The 15,764-nt window shown below is 58.2% G+C and carries 10 protein-coding genes; 4 read left to right on the forward strand and 6 right to left on the reverse strand.

Features of this window, described 5'->3' with window-relative positions; translation table 11 throughout:
* Positions 1 to 53 precede the first annotated feature (53 nt).
* The 5 genes from J3349_RS05505 to J3349_RS05525 form a co-directional block, all read right to left on the reverse strand.
* Positions 54 to 3,056: a glycoside hydrolase family 3 protein gene (locus tag J3349_RS05505; RefSeq protein ID WP_207676699.1), complete on the reverse strand. Its 3,003-nt coding sequence runs from the start codon at positions 3,054 to 3,056 to the stop codon at positions 54 to 56.
* Positions 3,057 to 3,110: 54 nt separating this feature from the next.
* A complete protein-coding gene (locus J3349_RS05510; RefSeq protein ID WP_207676700.1) occupies positions 3,111 to 5,030 on the reverse strand; it encodes a glycoside hydrolase family 2 TIM barrel-domain containing protein in 1,920 nt (639 codons plus the stop codon).
* Between the two features lie 487 nt (positions 5,031 to 5,517).
* A complete protein-coding gene (locus J3349_RS14265; protein ID WP_207676701.1) occupies positions 5,518 to 6,810 on the reverse strand; it encodes a GHKL domain-containing protein in 1,293 nt (430 codons plus the stop codon).
* The gene (locus J3349_RS05520; RefSeq protein WP_242699526.1) at positions 6,807 to 7,550 is read right to left on the reverse strand and encodes a LytTR family DNA-binding domain-containing protein; all 744 of its coding nucleotides are present in this window, start codon (positions 7,548 to 7,550) and stop codon (positions 6,807 to 6,809) included. Before J3349_RS05520 ends, J3349_RS14265 begins: the two co-directional genes overlap by 4 nt.
* 62 nt (positions 7,551 to 7,612) lie before the next feature.
* Positions 7,613 to 10,048 carry a glycosyl transferase gene (locus J3349_RS05525; protein ID WP_207676702.1) on the reverse strand — a complete coding sequence of 812 codons (2,436 nt, stop codon included), beginning with the start codon at positions 10,046 to 10,048 and terminating at the stop codon, positions 7,613 to 7,615.
* Positions 10,049 to 10,515: 467 nt separating this feature from the next.
* On the opposite strand from J3349_RS05525, the gene J3349_RS05530 reads away from it, so the two are divergent.
* The 4 genes from J3349_RS05530 to J3349_RS05545 all read left to right on the forward strand — a co-directional run bounded on the left by J3349_RS05530 (position 10,516) and on the right by J3349_RS05545 (position 14,988).
* Positions 10,516 to 11,523: a LacI family DNA-binding transcriptional regulator gene (locus tag J3349_RS05530; protein ID WP_207676703.1), complete on the forward strand. Its 1,008-nt coding sequence runs from the start codon at positions 10,516 to 10,518 to the stop codon at positions 11,521 to 11,523.
* Between the two features lie 69 nt (positions 11,524 to 11,592).
* Positions 11,593 to 13,032 carry a twin-arginine translocation signal domain-containing protein gene (locus tag J3349_RS05535; protein WP_207676704.1) on the forward strand — a complete coding sequence of 480 codons (1,440 nt, stop codon included), beginning with the start codon at positions 11,593 to 11,595 and terminating at the stop codon, positions 13,030 to 13,032.
* A 100-nt stretch (positions 13,033 to 13,132) separates the two neighbouring features.
* A complete protein-coding gene (locus tag J3349_RS05540) occupies positions 13,133 to 14,119 on the forward strand; it encodes a sugar ABC transporter permease (protein ID WP_207676705.1) in 987 nt (328 codons plus the stop codon).
* Between the two features lie 2 nt (positions 14,120 to 14,121).
* Entirely contained in the window at positions 14,122 to 14,988 is an 867-nt protein-coding gene (locus tag J3349_RS05545; RefSeq protein ID WP_207676706.1) for a carbohydrate ABC transporter permease, read from the forward strand.
* Positions 14,989 to 15,115: 127 nt separating this feature from the next.
* On the opposite strand, the gene J3349_RS05550 is transcribed toward J3349_RS05545, so the two are convergent.
* Positions 15,116 to 15,754: a GDSL-type esterase/lipase family protein gene (locus J3349_RS05550; protein WP_207676707.1), complete on the reverse strand. Its 639-nt coding sequence runs from the start codon at positions 15,752 to 15,754 to the stop codon at positions 15,116 to 15,118.
* Positions 15,755 to 15,764: the final 10 nt, after the last annotated feature.

The raw sequence follows: 15,764 nt of genomic DNA on the forward strand, positions 1-15,764 counted from the left end.
CTGGGGGACAGGCTGCCATTCGTTTTTAACAGTTGCGGAAATCTGCGCCGGAATTACTTCTGGTCAGCTGCGGGAGCGGTATCGACCATGCTCTTCTTCGCCTTGAGGGCCTTGCTCAGCTGCCATGCGCACAGGATGGTCAGGACGGCCAGCACTGCGATGAGCGCATAGATGGCGGTCTGCCACCACGGGGTGATGGTCTTCAGGGTATCGGTGGAAGCCCAGCCGTTCATGGCGTTGGAGTTGACCACGGTGTAGAGGATGTGGTGCATCGCATTGCGCATCTGAGTGACGATGTAGGCATCGTTCTCATAGTTTGCAGCCTTGGTGGTGTGGATCTTGGGCATCGGGCTGTCCCAGATGTCAGAGCCGGCGATGAGGCCGTCCACCAGGTCCATGTACTGGCTGGAACCGGAGAAGTCGGTGATGCACATGCCGCGCATACCCAGCTCGCCGCGCAGGAAGCCGGTCAGCAGGTTGGCGTTAGCGCCGCACCAGGTAGCACCCCAGCGGTTGAAGCCGGTCATAACGCTCCAGGCGCCGCCATCGGTGATGGCCTTGTCAGCGACTTCCAGATAGATCTCACGAGCGGTCTGCTCGTTCAGCCAGGTGTTGACACCGCGGCGGCTGGTCTCGGAGTCGTTCAGGGCGACGTGCTTCAGGTAGACGTAGACACCCTTGGACTGGATGCCCTGCACCTCAGCAGCGCAGATGGTGCCAGCCACGAACGGGTCCTCAGAGTAGTACTCGAAGTTACGGCCGGAGTAAGCGGTGCGGTGCATATTGATGCCGGGGCCGTACAGGCCGGAGTAACCCATGGCCAGGCAGTCCTCGCCGATGCACCTGCCGACCTCGTTGATGAGGTCAACATTGAAGGTAGCAGCCATGACATCCTCGGAGGTGTAGCACATTGCGGATGCACCACCGGTCAGGGCAGCGGTCAGACCCTGAGGGCCGTTCTCGTCCTTGGTAGCAGTCTTGCCGATGGAGGCAGCGGCTGCGGTGTTGTGGAAGCCGAGGGTGATGGTGTTGACCATCTCGCTGTAGGTCAGCTGGTCCAGCAGGGTATCCCACTCGGGATCATCGAAGTCCTTGCCGATCATGGAAGCGAGGGTCAGGCCGTTCTTGGCGCCCAGAGTGGGCATCTCGACGCTGTTGGCCTCAGAGCCGTCGTACTTGGTGAAGGCGAGGCTTGCAGCCAGAGTCTCGTTGGCGGTCAGCTGTGCAGGAGCAGTGGGGATGGTGCCGGTCCAGTCGGAGCGGCTCATCCAGGTCACACTGCCGGGAGCATCGCTGCTCTTGTTGGGGTCGGACTCGTCAAACAGGTTGGTGATGGCGGTGCCATTTGCGCCGGTGGAGAAGGTGGTGGTGTCGAGGGTGTCGTTGGTCCACTTCCAGACGAGGTCGGTGTTGCCGTTCTCGGTCATGCGGCCATTGGTGTTCTCGACAGTATAGCCCTTGGCAGCCAGGATGTTGTTGACTGCGTTGTGGGAATCGGTGGCAGCGGTGAAGTAGTAGTCACCAGCGTCCACGATGTAGGTCTTGGCGTTGTTCGCGTCGTAGGTGCGCAGCTCGCTCTTCGGGACAGTGATGGTCACGTCCTCAGAAGCGCCGGGAGCCAGCACGTCGGTCTTTGCGAAGCCGCACAGCTCAGCAGCAGCCTTCTCGATGCCGTTTGCCTTGTCGTAAGCGGTGTAGGGAGACTGGAAGTAGATCTGGACGGTCTCCTTGCCGGAGAAGGTCTTGCCGGTGTTGGTGACCTTCAGGGTGACGGTGAAGGCATCGTCAGACTCGGTCACGTTGAAGTTGGAGTATGCGAAGGTAGTGTAGCTGTCGCCGTAACCGAAGGGGTAAGCAACGGTGGTTGCCCAGTTGTAATCGCCAGCCTTGGCGGTACCCATGACGACATCCTCGTAACGGGTCTCGAAGTAACGGTAGCCCAGGTAGATGCCTTCCTGATAGACACTGTACATACCCTGCACGTCAGCACCCTCGGTCAGCAGGTTGTACTCTGCTGCGTTGGGGTAAGCCTGGGTGTAGAAGTTGTACATAGCGGGGTTTGCCATGTTGTCGTACAGATAGGTATCGACCAGAGAGCCGGAGGGGGTGACAGCGCCGGACAGCAGCTGGCCCACACCGTTGATGCCGGTCTGGCCCACGTCGCCGATCCACATAGCAGCGTCGATGCCGTAGTCCTCACCGCAGATCTCGGGGTTGAGGAAGTCCAGCTCGATGGCGTTGGAGCTGTTGATGAGGACGACGATGTTCTTGAAGGTACCGTTGTCCTTCAGAGCCTTCAGGTTCTTCAGCAGCTCGATCTCTTCAGAGGACAGAGCGAGGTAGTTGCCGTCGCCCTCCTGACCGGAGATCCAGCTGTCGCTGGTGCCATTCTCGCCGCTGGGAAGGTCTGCGCCCTCACCGCCGGAGCGGGAGAGGACCACGATCGCAGCGTCGCCGTACTCAGCAAAGCTGGACTCAGCGCTGGACAGAGCGCTCCAGGGAGCCTCGTTGACAGCGTACTGGGTGTTTGCCTCCAGAGTATCGGAGATGGAAGCGGGGGTCATGCGGCTGTACTTGCTCATCATGGAGTCAGAGCTGTACAGATCCCACAGGGTCTGGTTGATGGTGATGCCCTGAGCTTCCAGAGCCTGCTTGAGGTTGGGAGCCTTGCTGGTATCGACAGAGCCGGAGCCGGTGCCGCCGTACATCAGGTCCACAGAGCCGTGGCCGAACAGGCTGACCTTAGCGCCGCTGGCCAGAGGCAGGGCATTGTTCTCGTTCTTCAGCAGAGCTGCGCCCTCGGCCTCGACCGTCGCGCACAGTTCGGCCTCGTAAGCCTCGCGCTCCTCATCGGAAGCAAAGCCCTTCTTGAAGTATTCGGTATCGCCGGTATTCTCGCCGTGGATGATCTTATAGGTAGATGCATTCAGAGCGACATTGATGGTGGTAGCGTACTGGTTTGCGATGATGTTGCCCACGATGGCAGCGACGGTCAGGATAGCCGTCAGACCGGTGAGAACAGACCACAGCCGTACTTTCGGTTTGGTGTTTTTCACGGATTCTCCTCCTTTTTTCTATAACAACCGCCGGTCGGCGGAATGTTTCACAAATCAGACCCAGTTTGCACTCTTGGACTTGGTCTTGACCAGCTTGTAGCTGGGATTCGGGGTGTCCACATGACGGAAGGAAGCGGTGTCGGTGCAGTCACCGGCCACAGCCCTGACTTCGATCTCGCCGGTCAGCGGCACACGGAAGCTGAAGACGTGCTCGCCGGTCTGCTCGCCGGCCTTCTCGCCGTTGACGTAGAGGGCGACGGACTTCTGGTTGGAGTAGACCTTCACTTCCATCTCGCTCTCCGTGCGGTCGGTGAACCGCTTGGAGCAGATGTGGACAAAGTTCTCGTCGCTCCACCATGCCTTGTAGAGGTAGAAGCTGTCCTTCCGGGTCTTCCGGTCGAAGGTGACGAGGCCCTTATGGTTCATGCCCGGCTCGCCGCCCTGGTCGCGGGCGTCGGCTGCAAAGTCGAACATATTCCAGACGTGGGTCGCCCACATCCACTTATGCCGGTCGAAGCAGCGGAGCATGTACTCGTGATACTTTGCCTGATACTCTTCGGTGTGGTCGCCGCGGCGGGGCTTCGAGCTGTGGAGGTTCGGCATACCCTCGGCACCGTACTCGGAGAAGCCCAGAGGACGGCCCGGGTAGACCAGATGGAAGAAGTCCATCCACAGATCGTTCAGGAACAGGCCCGGCACATACCAGCCGAGGTAGAGGTTCCAGCTGACGAGGTCGGTGATGTGGGCCACCGGGTTGAAGGGGCCGCACATGGCGTAGCAGGCCAGCGTGGTCAGGCGGGTGGAGTCCATCTTGTGGCACAGGTCGTTCAGCTCGCGGTGATTGTCGAGCATATCGGCCTTGTCCTTGGTGGAGATGGTGATCTCATTGGAGACGCCCCAGCAGACGATGCAGGGGTGGTTGTAGTTCTGGTAGATGAGCTCCTTCATCTGGCTGATGGTGTTGGCGCGGCCATTGGGCAGGTGCTCGGAGATGTAGGGGATCTCAGCCCAGACCACCATGCCGTACTGGTCACAGAGGTCGTAGAAGTACTGGTCGTGCTGGTAGTGGGCCAGCCGGATGGTGTTGGCACCCAGCTCCCGGATGAGGGCCATATCCTCATCGTGCATCTCGCGGGTGATAGCGTTGCCCACACCCTTGCGGTCCTGATGGCGGGAGACGCCGTGGAGCGGATAGGGACGGCCATTGAGGAAGAAGCCGTTCCTGGAGTCCACCGAGAAGGTGCGCAGACCCACGCGGGTGGAAACTTCGTCCACCACGGTGCCGTCGCTGCTCAGGCGGACGACACAGGTGTAGAGATAGGGGTCCTTCACGCCGTCCCAGAGGTGGGGAGCGTCGAGGTGGAGCTGAGCGTCTGCGCCCTCAGCCCTGGCCACGATGCTTCCGGCTGCGTCCTGCAGCTCGACGGAGACAGCGCCCTCGCCTTCGACGAGGGTCTCGACCCGGATGTCAGCCTTGCCGTCCTTGAGGGCGGGGGTGATCTTGACGCCGGTGTCGCCGAAGTGACCCAGAGCGATGTGGTTTTTGCTGACCACCATCAGGCTGATGTCGCGGTAGATGCCGCCGTAAAAGGTGAAGTCGGCCTTCTGGGGGTAGACGCGGTCGTTGATGCTGTTGTCCACCTCGACGGTGAGCTGGTTGTCTTTTGCCAGCAGGTCGGAGACATGGACACGGAAGGTGGAGTAGCCGCCGTCGTGGGTGCAGATGTTCCTGCCGTTCAGCAGAACTTTGGCGCTGGAATTGACGCCCTCGAACTGCAGCCAGACTTCCTGCGAAGCTGCGTCAAACGCCGGAGCGGCAAAGGTGGTGCTGTAGGTGCAGGTGCCGCGCCAGTAATCGTTGCCGCCGTCCTGGCCGTCTTTTGCGTTCCAAGTGTGGGGCAGCTCCACCAGAGTGGTCTTGCCGTCCGGCCCGGTGAACTGCCAGTCCTGCATGAGCTTGGCGATGCTTCGCATTCGTTTTCCTCCCGTGTATCTGTAGCGTTTTCTCTGTTGTGCGGTCGTTTTTCTGTCTTTCGCTATTATTTTATCAAAGACTTTTTCTTTCGCAAGACCGTTGCGATAATCGGTCGAATGGTGTGGATATTCGGTTTTTCCCTCACAAATCGAAGCTGATATATTTGTGCATCTCTCACAAACAGTTGGATACAACGAACAAATCAAAAAAGAAAAGAGACCATCTCACATTGATTTTGTGAGACGGTCTCAACCTCTCAGTCTGCTTCGCAGACAGCTCCCCTACCGAGGGGAGCCTCTGGCGAAGAGGGCAGGCTTTACGAAATGCCAAGGCCTCTCCTCGATAGGAGCAACAACGACGACCGCCGCCAGTGGCGGAAACAGGGAGTCGTTGTTGGGGCCGCGGCCAGCAAGACGCAAGCAAAGCGCTGCGGATGCTGGGTGCCGCAACCCGGGCAGTGGCAGCGCGTTAGCGCTGACGGAGAGGTTATCCCCTCTGCGGGAAAATAATTTTCACCGCAAAGAACCCGTTCTGGCTCTCTGTGGTCAGGGTACCTTTATACTTCTGAACGATGCGGTTGGTCACTTTGACGGCGTAATGGGCGGCACGGGTGTCGGCAGACTCCGCCGGGCGGTCGGGGCTGATGACGTTCACCACCACGAAGCTCTGACGGGTACAGACCAGCAGGTCGATGCAGCGGCGCTCCGGTTCCGGCACCTTCACTGCACTTTCAATGGCGTGGTCCAGCATATTGGCAAAAAGGGCGTAGAGGTCGCTGGCCTCAAAAAAGTTCAGACAGCTGCCGTCCGTCACCGCGTTGAGCTGGATGCGGCGGGACTCGCAGAGCAGGCTCTTTTCCGTGAGCACCACGTCCAGCACCTCATTGCCGGTGTTTCGGCTGGCGTCGTAGAGCTGAGCGGCCTTTTCGGCCTCGTCGATGTGGGCTTTCAGCTCCGGGTCTGCCGGGGCGCTCGACATCTGTCGAAGCGCGGCGATTTGAAGCTTCAGCTCGTGGCAGCGCTTGTTGATGATCTGGACGTTCTGCCGCGCCACCTGGTACTGCTCCCGCTGGCGCTCATATAATAGGTTGAGGGTGTCCATCTCCTTCTGCATGGACGAGAGCTTGAACACCTCGGTCTGGAAGTAGAGCAGGGTCAGGAAGTAGAACTGTCCGACAAACATCGTCATGACGAGACTGCGATCCAGCGCCACCACCTGCCCACCGCTCAGCAGCGCAGCCTGGAACATGAAGAGGATCCCGATGAAAAAGGCGCTGGTCAGCTGGCGCGGGCCGATGTTATACGCTCCTTTATAAGACATCTTCCGGGAGAGGGTGGTGCAGATAACAAAATAAAAGAATGCACCAGCGGCCAGTTGTGCCAGCATGACCGGCAGGCTTCTGAGGTCAAGGGGCGTTCCCCGCCACTCGAAGAATACTTCCACCAGATGCCAGCACTCGTAAGCGGTCTGGGAGGCAAGCAGGCTCCATACGGCACAGTAGAGCGCACTCTTTTTGTCTATCTCAACGCAGGCGTATATCATCATGCCCAGCAGGACGAAAAACGCGACATAGAGCGTCAGCAGAGAGAATTGAAGTTCGTGGAGGCTGGTGCTCTGGGCCGAGGGGTCGAGCACATAGGTCAGCCCCAGCAGCGGCAGCAGCATCCCCAGCGCCCGCAGGCGGGCGTGAGGCCGGTGCTTGAGCGGGATGCAGAACGCCACTGCAGCAGTCCACCGCAGCAATGCCCGGAGGATGACATGGCGTGCAAGAAGATTCACAGCACACCTCCGATGTAGGACGCCACCGCCGTCAGGAAAGCCGCACGCTGGCGGCGGCTGATCTCCAGGTGGTCGGTGTTGACGTGGACAAAGTCGTTCTCCACAGCCTTTACATATTTCAGGTTGACCAGATAGCACTGGTTACAGCGGGAGAAATGGTACTGCGCCAGCTGCTTTTCGGCGCTGGCAAGGCTGGCACGGACGGAAAACTCACCCTTGGTGGTGTGATACCAGAGCAGCCGGTCATGGGTCTCGAGATAGTAGATGTCGCCAGTAGAGAGCACCTGCATCCCGCCTCCGGCCAGCTGTAAAACGACCTGCCCGCCCCGGCGGCGCTGCACCCGCTGAACAGCCCGTGAGAGCTTGGTGCAGAACTGGTAGTAGTTCACCGGCTTGAGGACATAGTCCAGTGCGTCCACCTCGTAGCCCTTGATAGCGTACTGCGCCATGTTGGTCACGAACACCAGCACGGCGTCTGCGTCCACGGCCCGTATCTTCTCCGCCGCGCCGAAGCCGTCCAGTCCCGGCATCTCCACATCCATAAAGATGATGTCATACCCCGGCTCGTAGTGCTCCGCGATGACAGCTCCATCCTCGATGGGCAGCACCTCGACCTGCAGGCTGTTCTCGGCGGCGTACTGCCGGATGAACCGGCACAGCTCGTCCCGCACTTCCTGCTGGTCTTCGACGACAGCAATTTTCAGCATCCCGCAGTCTCTCCCTTCTCCGTTCCATTCCATTTGCTGCTTTTTATTGAAACATACTTTGGTGCGAAATGCAACGGAGAAGTTCGAAATCGCTTTCAACCCATGACGACCTGCACGTTCACCTCGGCACCCTCCGCTGCCAGCGGCAGAACACTGCCTTGCAGAGGCTTGCCGTCCACGGTCACGCTCTTGACGCCATGCTGCACTCCGGCGGTATTGTCCACCATGATGTGATAGGTCGCCCCACGGAAGCGGCGGGTCACAGTGAAGCCGGACAGGGTGTGCGGGATGCAGGGGTCCACCTTCAGTCCGTCCAGCGTGGGCTGGATGCCCAGAATATACTGGCTCACATTGAAGAACGTCCACGCCGCCGTGCCGGTCAGCCAGCTGTTCTTGGCCTCGCCAAAGGTGGGCGCATCTCTGCCGGCTACCATCTGGCTGTAGACATAGGGCTCTGTGCGGTGTATCTCCGAAATATCCTCAATGTAGGCCGGGCAGGTCTTGCGGTAGACCTCAAAGGCACGGTCGCCGTGGCCCAAAACGGCCTCAGCGCAGCTGATCCACGGGTTATTGTGGCAGAAAATGCCGGCGTTCTCTTTGTATCCCGGAGGATAGCTGGAGATCTCGCCCAGATTGAGCTGATAGCTGGTGTAGGCCGGCTGATGCAGCACCACGCCATATTTCGTATCCAGCCGCTCTTCCACGCTCTTCAACGCCTGCGCAGCCTGACCGCTCTCCCGGCCAATGCCGGCCATAACACACATACCCTGCGGTTCGATAAAGATTTGGCCCTCCGTACACTCTTTGCTGCCCACCGGCTTGCCAAAGGCATCGTAGGCGCGGCGGAACCATGCTCCGTCCCAGCCAGCCGTCAGCGCGGCCTGCTCCACGGCCTCAATGCTCTTGCGGGCAGCGGCCGCTTCCTCATCCAGATGCAGGTGGTCGCACAGTTCGGCGTACTCCCGGCCATACTTGACGAACATACCGGCGATGAACACACTCTCGGCTACCGGACCCTCGCTGGGGCCGGTGATCTGAAAGCTCTCACCCGGGTGCTCGGAGAAGCAGTTCAGGTTCAGGCAGTCGTTCCAGTCGGCGCGGCCGATGAGCGGCAGGCCGTGGGGGCCAAGGTGCGTAACGGTGAAGTTGAAGCTGCGGCGCAGATGTTCCAGCAGCGGCTGGGCCTTGGACTCGTCATTATCGAACGGCACCTGCTCATCCAGGATGCTCCAGTCTCCGGTCTCCCGCAGGTAGGCGGAAGCGCCGGCGATGAGCCACAGCGGGTCGTCGTTGAAGCCAGTGCCGATGTCGCGGTTTCCCTTTTTGGTCAGCGGCTGATACTGATGGTAAGCACTGCCATCCTCAAACTGGGTGGCCGCAATGTCCAGAATGCGCTCCCTTGCACGGGAGGGGATGATATGCACAAAGCCCAGCAGATCCTGACAGCTGTCGCGGAAGCCCATGCCACGGCCCATGCCGCTCTCGTAATAGCTGGCGCTCCGGCTCATATTGAAGGTGACCATGCACTGGTACTGGTGCCAGATGTTCACCATACGGTCCAACTTTTCCTCTCCGGAGCGCAGCTGATAGGTAGAGAGCAGGTCTTTCCAGTGGGCGGCCAGCGCAGCGCGGGCCGCATCGACCTGCACGTCGGTGGCATAGCGCTCCATCATGGCGTGGGCGCGGGCTTTGTTGATGACGCCCGGCGCGACGAATTTTTCCTCCTGCGGGTTCTCGATGTAACCCAGACCGAACAGGATGCTGCGGCACTCTCCCGGGGCCAGCTTTACATGGATGTGCAGCGCACCAACAGGAGCCCAGCCATGGGCGATGCTGCCGGAGCAATGGCCTGCCCGAACGGCCTGCGGGTCTGCCGGGCCGCCATATACGCCGCAGAATGCATCACGGGAGGTGTCAAAGCTGCTGATGGGGCAGTTGGCCCAGAAAACAGCGTAATGGTCACGGCGCTCACGGTATTCGGTCTTATGATAGACAGCGCTGCCCTCCACCTCGACTTCACCGGTGGAGAAATTGCGCTGGAAGTTGGAGCTGTCGTCCACAGCGTCCCACAGGCAGAACTCCACATAGCTGAACACATCCAGCTCTTTTTCCGTGCCGCTGTCGTTGCGCAGGGTCAGGCGGTCCAGCTCACAGGCATCGCCTTTGGGCACAAACAGCTCCTGCTGTGCCGTCACGCCGTTCTTTCTGCCCTCCAGTATCGTGTAGCCCAAACCATGGCGGCAGGTGTAACTGTCCAGTTCGGTCTTTGTTGGCTGCCAGCCGGGGTTCCACACCGTATCGCCATCCTTGATATAGATATGGTGGCCGTCCATATCCAGCGGGGAGCTGTTGTAGCGGTAACGGGTCAGCCGGCGTAGCCGCGCATCGCGGTAAAAGCTGTAGCCGCCGGCTGTGTTGGAAACCAGACTGAAAAAATCCTCACTGCCAAGATAGTTGATCCAGGGCAGCGGGGTCTGCGGGGTGGTGATGACGTACTCTTTGTTCTGGTCGTCAAAATGTCCGAATCTCATAACGCTTCCTCCTTAAAACCTGCTCACGAAAACGATTGAGAGCTTTTGAAAGAAGCGGTCTCTTTGTTTTTAGCATAGCCTATCCGTGTAAAAATTGCAAGTACTTTTTCAAGATTCCGCTCAAAGTTCTCCAAAAATATGCATTATTTCATCACAAACATCCGCAGTGCCGCACACCTGTCCGGTCCGCATCCGTCTCCCGCTCCCGCCTGTCCTGTTCCTTCCGGCTCCGAAAAAAGCAGCGAAACTTTTTCGATTTTAACCGAAATGTAACGAAATCCAATCGAGATGCACAATTTTGGTCTTCAAAAAGCAAGCAAGCTGCTGAAATCAATGCGTTATGGTTAAAACTTTTTCTTTTTCGCTTGATTTTTGGTACAGAATGCGCTATATTGAATTTGCGAAAACGATTAAGGACTTTGCAGGAAGCGATTCCAAGAATCCTTTCCCGGAAAGGAGGCCAGCCGATGCCATCTCTGAAAGATTTGGCAAAAGAATGCGGCGTATCCGTCGCAACCGTCAGCAAGGCTCTGAACGATCAGCCTGATATTGCCGCCGCAACAAGAGAGCGCATCCGCGCAGCGGCTCGCCGTATGGGGTATCTGCCCAACGCAGCGGCCCGGGCCCTCAAAACCAACCGTACTTATAATTTGGGGGTCTTGTTCGTTGACGAACGGCAAAGCGGCCTGACTCACGAATACTTCTCCGCCGTGCTGGACAGCTTCAAGGTAGAAGCAGAAAAGCGCGGCTACGACATCACCTTTATCAACCATAACATCAGCGGCAGGAGCATGACCTACCTGGAGCACTGCCATTACCGCAGTGTGGACGGTGTTGTGATCGCCTGCGTGAACTTTTACGACCCACAGGTAGTGGAGCTGGTCAACAGTGATGTTCCGGTGGTGACCATCGACCATGTGTTCAACAACCGCATGGCAGTCCTGTCGGACAACGTGGCGGGTCTCAAAGCTCTGGTCAAGCAGGCATGGGCCTGCGGACACCGGCGCATCGCTTTTATCCACGGCGAAAAGACCTCGGTCACTGAAAACCGCATCGCCGGCTTTTATCAGGCCTGTGAAGAACTGGGGCTGGAGATACCGGAAGAGTACGTCCGCGACGGCGTGTATCACGATGTCGAGCGCTGTGCAGAAGAGACCCGGGCGCTGCTGGCACTGCCGCAGCGGCCCACCTGCATCATCTTCCCGGATGATTTCTCCGCACTGGGCGGCTATAACGCTCTGGCAGAAGCGGGGCTGAGCATTCCGGATGACATCTCAGTGATGGGATACGACGGCATCTACCTTTCCCGGGTGGTCAACCCCTCGCTGGTGACCTACCAGCAGAACACAGCCGCTCTCGGCCAGACCGCAGCGGACAAGCTCATCGAACTCATCGAGCACCCGCGGGTCACACTGCCGGAGCAGCTCCGAGTCTCCGGCAGGCTGCTGTCGGGCAGGTCAGTCCGCAGCCTTTGATTTTGGACCAGAACTCCTATGGCGGAGTTTTTTGAAGAAAATGGAAAACCATGAAGGAGGTTTACCCTTATGAAAAAGATCTCTCGTCGCAATTTTCTGCTCGCTTCCGGTGTCGTGACTATTGGCGCAGCCCTCACAGCATGCGGCGGCTCTTCTTCCACCAGCACAGCAGCATCCTCCACCGCTTCTTCCGCAGCCGCATCCGAGGCTCCCGCAGCAGGCGGCAAGACCCTGAACATCTGGTGCTGGAACGATGAGTTCCAGAGCCGCTTCAACGATTACTATCCTGAAGTTACCGAAATCGCAGCCGATAAGTCCACCACCACCCTGAAGGACGGCACCATCGTCAAGTGGACCATCAACCCCAACGACAACAACAACTATCAGAACAAGCTGGACGAAGGTCTGCTGAATCAGGAATCTGCTGCCGATGACGACAAGATCGACATCTTCTTGGTAGAAGCGGATTACGCCCTGAAGTATGTGGATTCCGATTATACACTGGATGTCAAGGCGGACATCGGCCTGACCGATGCCGATCTGGCACAGCAGTATCAGTACACCAAGGACATCGTCAGTGTGGATGGCAGCCAGCGCGGCACCACCTGGCAGGCAACTCCCGGCCTGTTCGCTTACCGCCGCAGTATCGCCAAGGACGTGCTGGGTACCGATGACCCCACCGAGGTACAGAGCTATCTGTCCGACTGGGATAAGTTCAACGATGTGGCCGCTCAGGCTTATGCCAAGGGCTACAAGATGCTGTCCGGCTTCGACGATTCCTTCCGCACCTTCTCCAACAACATTGCAGCTCCCTGGGTGGACGGAACCACGATCAATGTGGACGAGAACATGATGAAGTGGGTCGACCAGACCAAGGAATACACCGATAAGGGCTACAACAACAAGTCCAGCCTGTGGGACAGCCAGTGGGCAGCAGATCAGGGTCCCACCGGCAAGGTATTCGGCTTCTTCTACTCCACCTGGGGCATCAACTTCACCCTGCTGGGCAACTCGCTGGCAACGCCCGTGGCTGACGGCGAAAAGCCGCAGGTGGGCAACGGCATCTACGGCGACTACGCCGTGTGCGAAGGCCCTCAGCCCTACTACTGGGGCGGCACCTGGATCTGCGGCGCGGCCGGCAGCGACAACATTGATCTGATCCGCGATGTCATGCAGAAGCTGACCTGCGACGAAGCTATCATGAAGCAGATCACTCTGGATACCGAGGATTACACCAACAACGAGAAAGCTATGGAAGAGATCGCCAGCAGCGATTACAAGTCCGACTTCCTGGGCGGCCAGAACCATATCGCGCTGTTCGCAGAGGCAGCCAAGAAGATCGATATGTCCAACGCAGGTCCTTACGACCAGGGCATCACCGAGAGCTTCCAGGCCGCGTTCAAGGATTACTTCACCGGCAATGTGGACGAAGACACTGCCAAGGAAAACTTCAAGACCTCTGTTCAGGAAAAGTACCCCGAACTGACCGATGTGGTATGGCCCGCATAAGCGGCTGACCCACTCGTTCCTATGGAAAAGTGAATACAGGGGCGGGCGGCACATCTCGCCCGCCCCTTTGCTTTTCCAATCACGACAGGAGGCGATCCTTATGGGAGAAAAGACGAAAAAGAAAGGGTCGATCAGCTACGCAAAATGGGGCTATATCTTCATTGCGCCGTTCTTCATCATCTTTGCGGTATTTCAGCTGATCCCTCTGATCTCCACCATTTATTACAGCTTTTTTGAGTATTACCGCAGCGGCCTGAAAGTCATCGGCCCCAATTTTGCGGGCCTGAAAAACTACATCACCCTGTTTTCCACCGATCTGCCCAAGTATTTCAGCAACACCCTGATCCTGTGGATCATCGGCTTCATCCCGCAGATCGCCATCTCCCTGCTGCTGGCAGCATGGTTCACCGACCTGCGGCTGAAGCTGAAGGGCCAGACTTTTTTCAAGACCGTTATCTATATGCCAAACCTCATCATGGCCTCGGCTTTCGCCATGCTCTTCTTTGCCCTGTTCTCCGACAATGGCCCGGTGAACGCCGTGCTCATAAGCATGGGCTGGATAACGGAGCCCATCAGCTTTCTGAACACGGTGTGGGGCAACCGCGCACTGGTAGGCCTGATGAACTTCCTGATGTGGTTCGGCAACACCACCATCATGCTGATGGCCGCCATTATGGGTGTGGACCCCACCCTGTACGAAGCCGCCGAACTGGACGGCTGCACCCCGAACCAGATGTTCTGGAAGATCACCATCCCGCTGATCCGCCCCATTCTGGTGTATGTGATGATCACCTCCATGATCGGCGGCCTGCAGATGTTTGATGTGCCGCAGATTTTGACCAACGGCAAGGGTGGACCGGACCGCACCTCCACCACCATGATCATGTATCTGAACAATCACCTGTTCAGCAAGAACTATGGCATGGCCGGTGCCGTTTCCGTGGTCCTGTTCCTGGTGTGCGCCGTGCTGTGCGTCGTGGTCTACTTCTCCCTCACCAAGGAGGATGACGGCCTGACCAAAGCCCAGCACAACGAGCTGAAAGCTGCAAAAAAGATTGCTGCCAAGGCAGCAAAAGGGGGTAAGTGAATATGGCACACGCTCCGAAAACGCGATCTGAAAAAGCAGTCCTGTCCGCACGCCGTGCGTGGTGTTATCTGGTGCTGGTGCTCATCAGCTTTCTGTGCCTGTTCTTCTTCTATATTCTGATCGTTAACTCCACCCGCACCCACTTTGAGATCCAGAAGGGCTTCTCGCTGCTGCCCGGCAAGTCGATGCTCACCAACCTCAAGAATGTGCTGGCCGACGCCAACATCCCGGTGGGCAGCGGCATCCGCAACAGTCTTATCGTGTCGGCCTGCTCTGCAGCCCTCAGCGTCTACTTCTCGGCCCTGACGGCCTACGGCATCTATGCCTACAACTTCCGCTTCAAAAAGGCCGCTTTCGCCATCATCCTGCTCATCATGACCATGCCCACACAGGTGTCCGCACTGGGCTTTCTGCAGCTGATCACCAAGATGGGCCTGAAGAACAGCTTTATCCCGCTGATCGTCCCCAGCATCGCGGCACCCACCGTGTTCTTCTTCATGAAGCAGTATCTGGACGCTTCCCTCCCCATGGAGATCGTGGAGGCGGCCCGCATCGACGGGGCCGGCGAGTTCTACACCTTCAACCATATCGTACTTCCCATCATGAAGCCGGCACTGGCCGTGCAGGCCATTTTCTCCTTCGTGGCCAGCTGGAACAACTACTTCATTCCCGCTCTGGTACTGGACAGCGCCGACAAAAAGACCCTGCCCATCCTCATTGCCCAGCTGCGCAGTGCAGACTTCCTCAAGTTCGATATGGGCAAAGTTTACATGATGGTAGCCATCGCCATCCTGCCCGTCATCGTCGTCTATCTGCTGCTGAGCAAGTTCATTGTCCGCGGCATAGCTCTTGGCGGCGTGAAAGGCTGATTTTCCACTCCGACTCAGATGCAAAAACAGCAGAAGGCCCGTTTCCGAAGAAGCGGGCTTTCTGCTATTTTGTACGCAAAACCGCCCCGGTTTCCGTAACAGGAAGCCGGGGCGGCTCGTTATTCTATTATAAAAGCGTCGGCACTTTCTTTGCCAGCAGATCAGCCAGCTGTGTGTGGCCCTTACGGGTCAGATGCATGAAGTCCACCTGATTGAACTCGCAGTCGGCAGCATTGAGGAAATGGACGTTCTGACGTTCCGCGACGATACGGAACTGCTCAGCCACGCCCTTCGACTTTTCCACACAGCCCTCGCCCATGACAGCATCATGGAAGCCATCGCCGATGCGGGGCGGGGCCACGACGAGGATATTGGGAGCCTTGGTCCCCCAGCAGTCCACGCTCTTGGCCTTGAGGATCAGTCGTTCCATACCCGCGCCGATGCAGGCGGCATTGGCGTTGAACCGCTCTTTGACGTCGTTGGTACCCAGCATGATGATGAGCAGATCGATGACTTCATGGCTCTTGAGGAGCGAATAAGCCACGCTCAGAGCGTCCATTGACTCATGGATGGGGTCCACGAAAACGGTCGTCCGGCCCGAAAGGCCCTCTTCCGTCACGAGATAGTCGCTGCCAAGCGCCGTTTGCAAGCGGCAGGTCCAGCGCTCGTCCTCGTTGAAGCGGATGCCGTGGTCGGCACAGTCCGCCGGGTCGGCACAGTAGCCATGGGTGTTGGAGTCGCCCAGACAAAGGATATGTTTTTTCATCGTCCGATTC

Origin of the sequence: Faecalibacterium sp. Marseille-P9590 (genome assembly GCF_017377665.1) — a bacterium.
Taxonomy (GTDB): Bacteria; Bacillota; Clostridia; order Oscillospirales; family Ruminococcaceae; genus Faecalibacterium.

Coding starts and splice junctions, on each gene's coding strand:
- J3349_RS05525 (WP_207676702.1), bottom strand. CDS start 10,048: ATGAGATTCGGACATTTTGACGACCAGAACAAAGAGTACGTCATCACC.
- J3349_RS05545 (WP_207676706.1), top strand. CDS start 14,122: ATGGCACACGCTCCGAAAACGCGATCTGAAAAAGCAGTCCTGTCCGCA.
- J3349_RS05510 (WP_207676700.1), bottom strand. CDS start 5,030: ATGCGAAGCATCGCCAAGCTCATGCAGGACTGGCAGTTCACCGGGCCG.
- J3349_RS05520 (WP_242699526.1), bottom strand. CDS start 7,550: ATGGAATGGAACGGAGAAGGGAGAGACTGCGGGATGCTGAAAATTGCT.
- J3349_RS05540 (WP_207676705.1), top strand. CDS start 13,133: ATGGGAGAAAAGACGAAAAAGAAAGGGTCGATCAGCTACGCAAAATGG.
- J3349_RS05535 (WP_207676704.1), top strand. CDS start 11,593: ATGAAAAAGATCTCTCGTCGCAATTTTCTGCTCGCTTCCGGTGTCGTG.
- J3349_RS05550 (WP_207676707.1), bottom strand. CDS start 15,754: ATGAAAAAACATATCCTTTGTCTGGGCGACTCCAACACCCATGGCTAC.
- J3349_RS05530 (WP_207676703.1), top strand. CDS start 10,516: ATGCCATCTCTGAAAGATTTGGCAAAAGAATGCGGCGTATCCGTCGCA.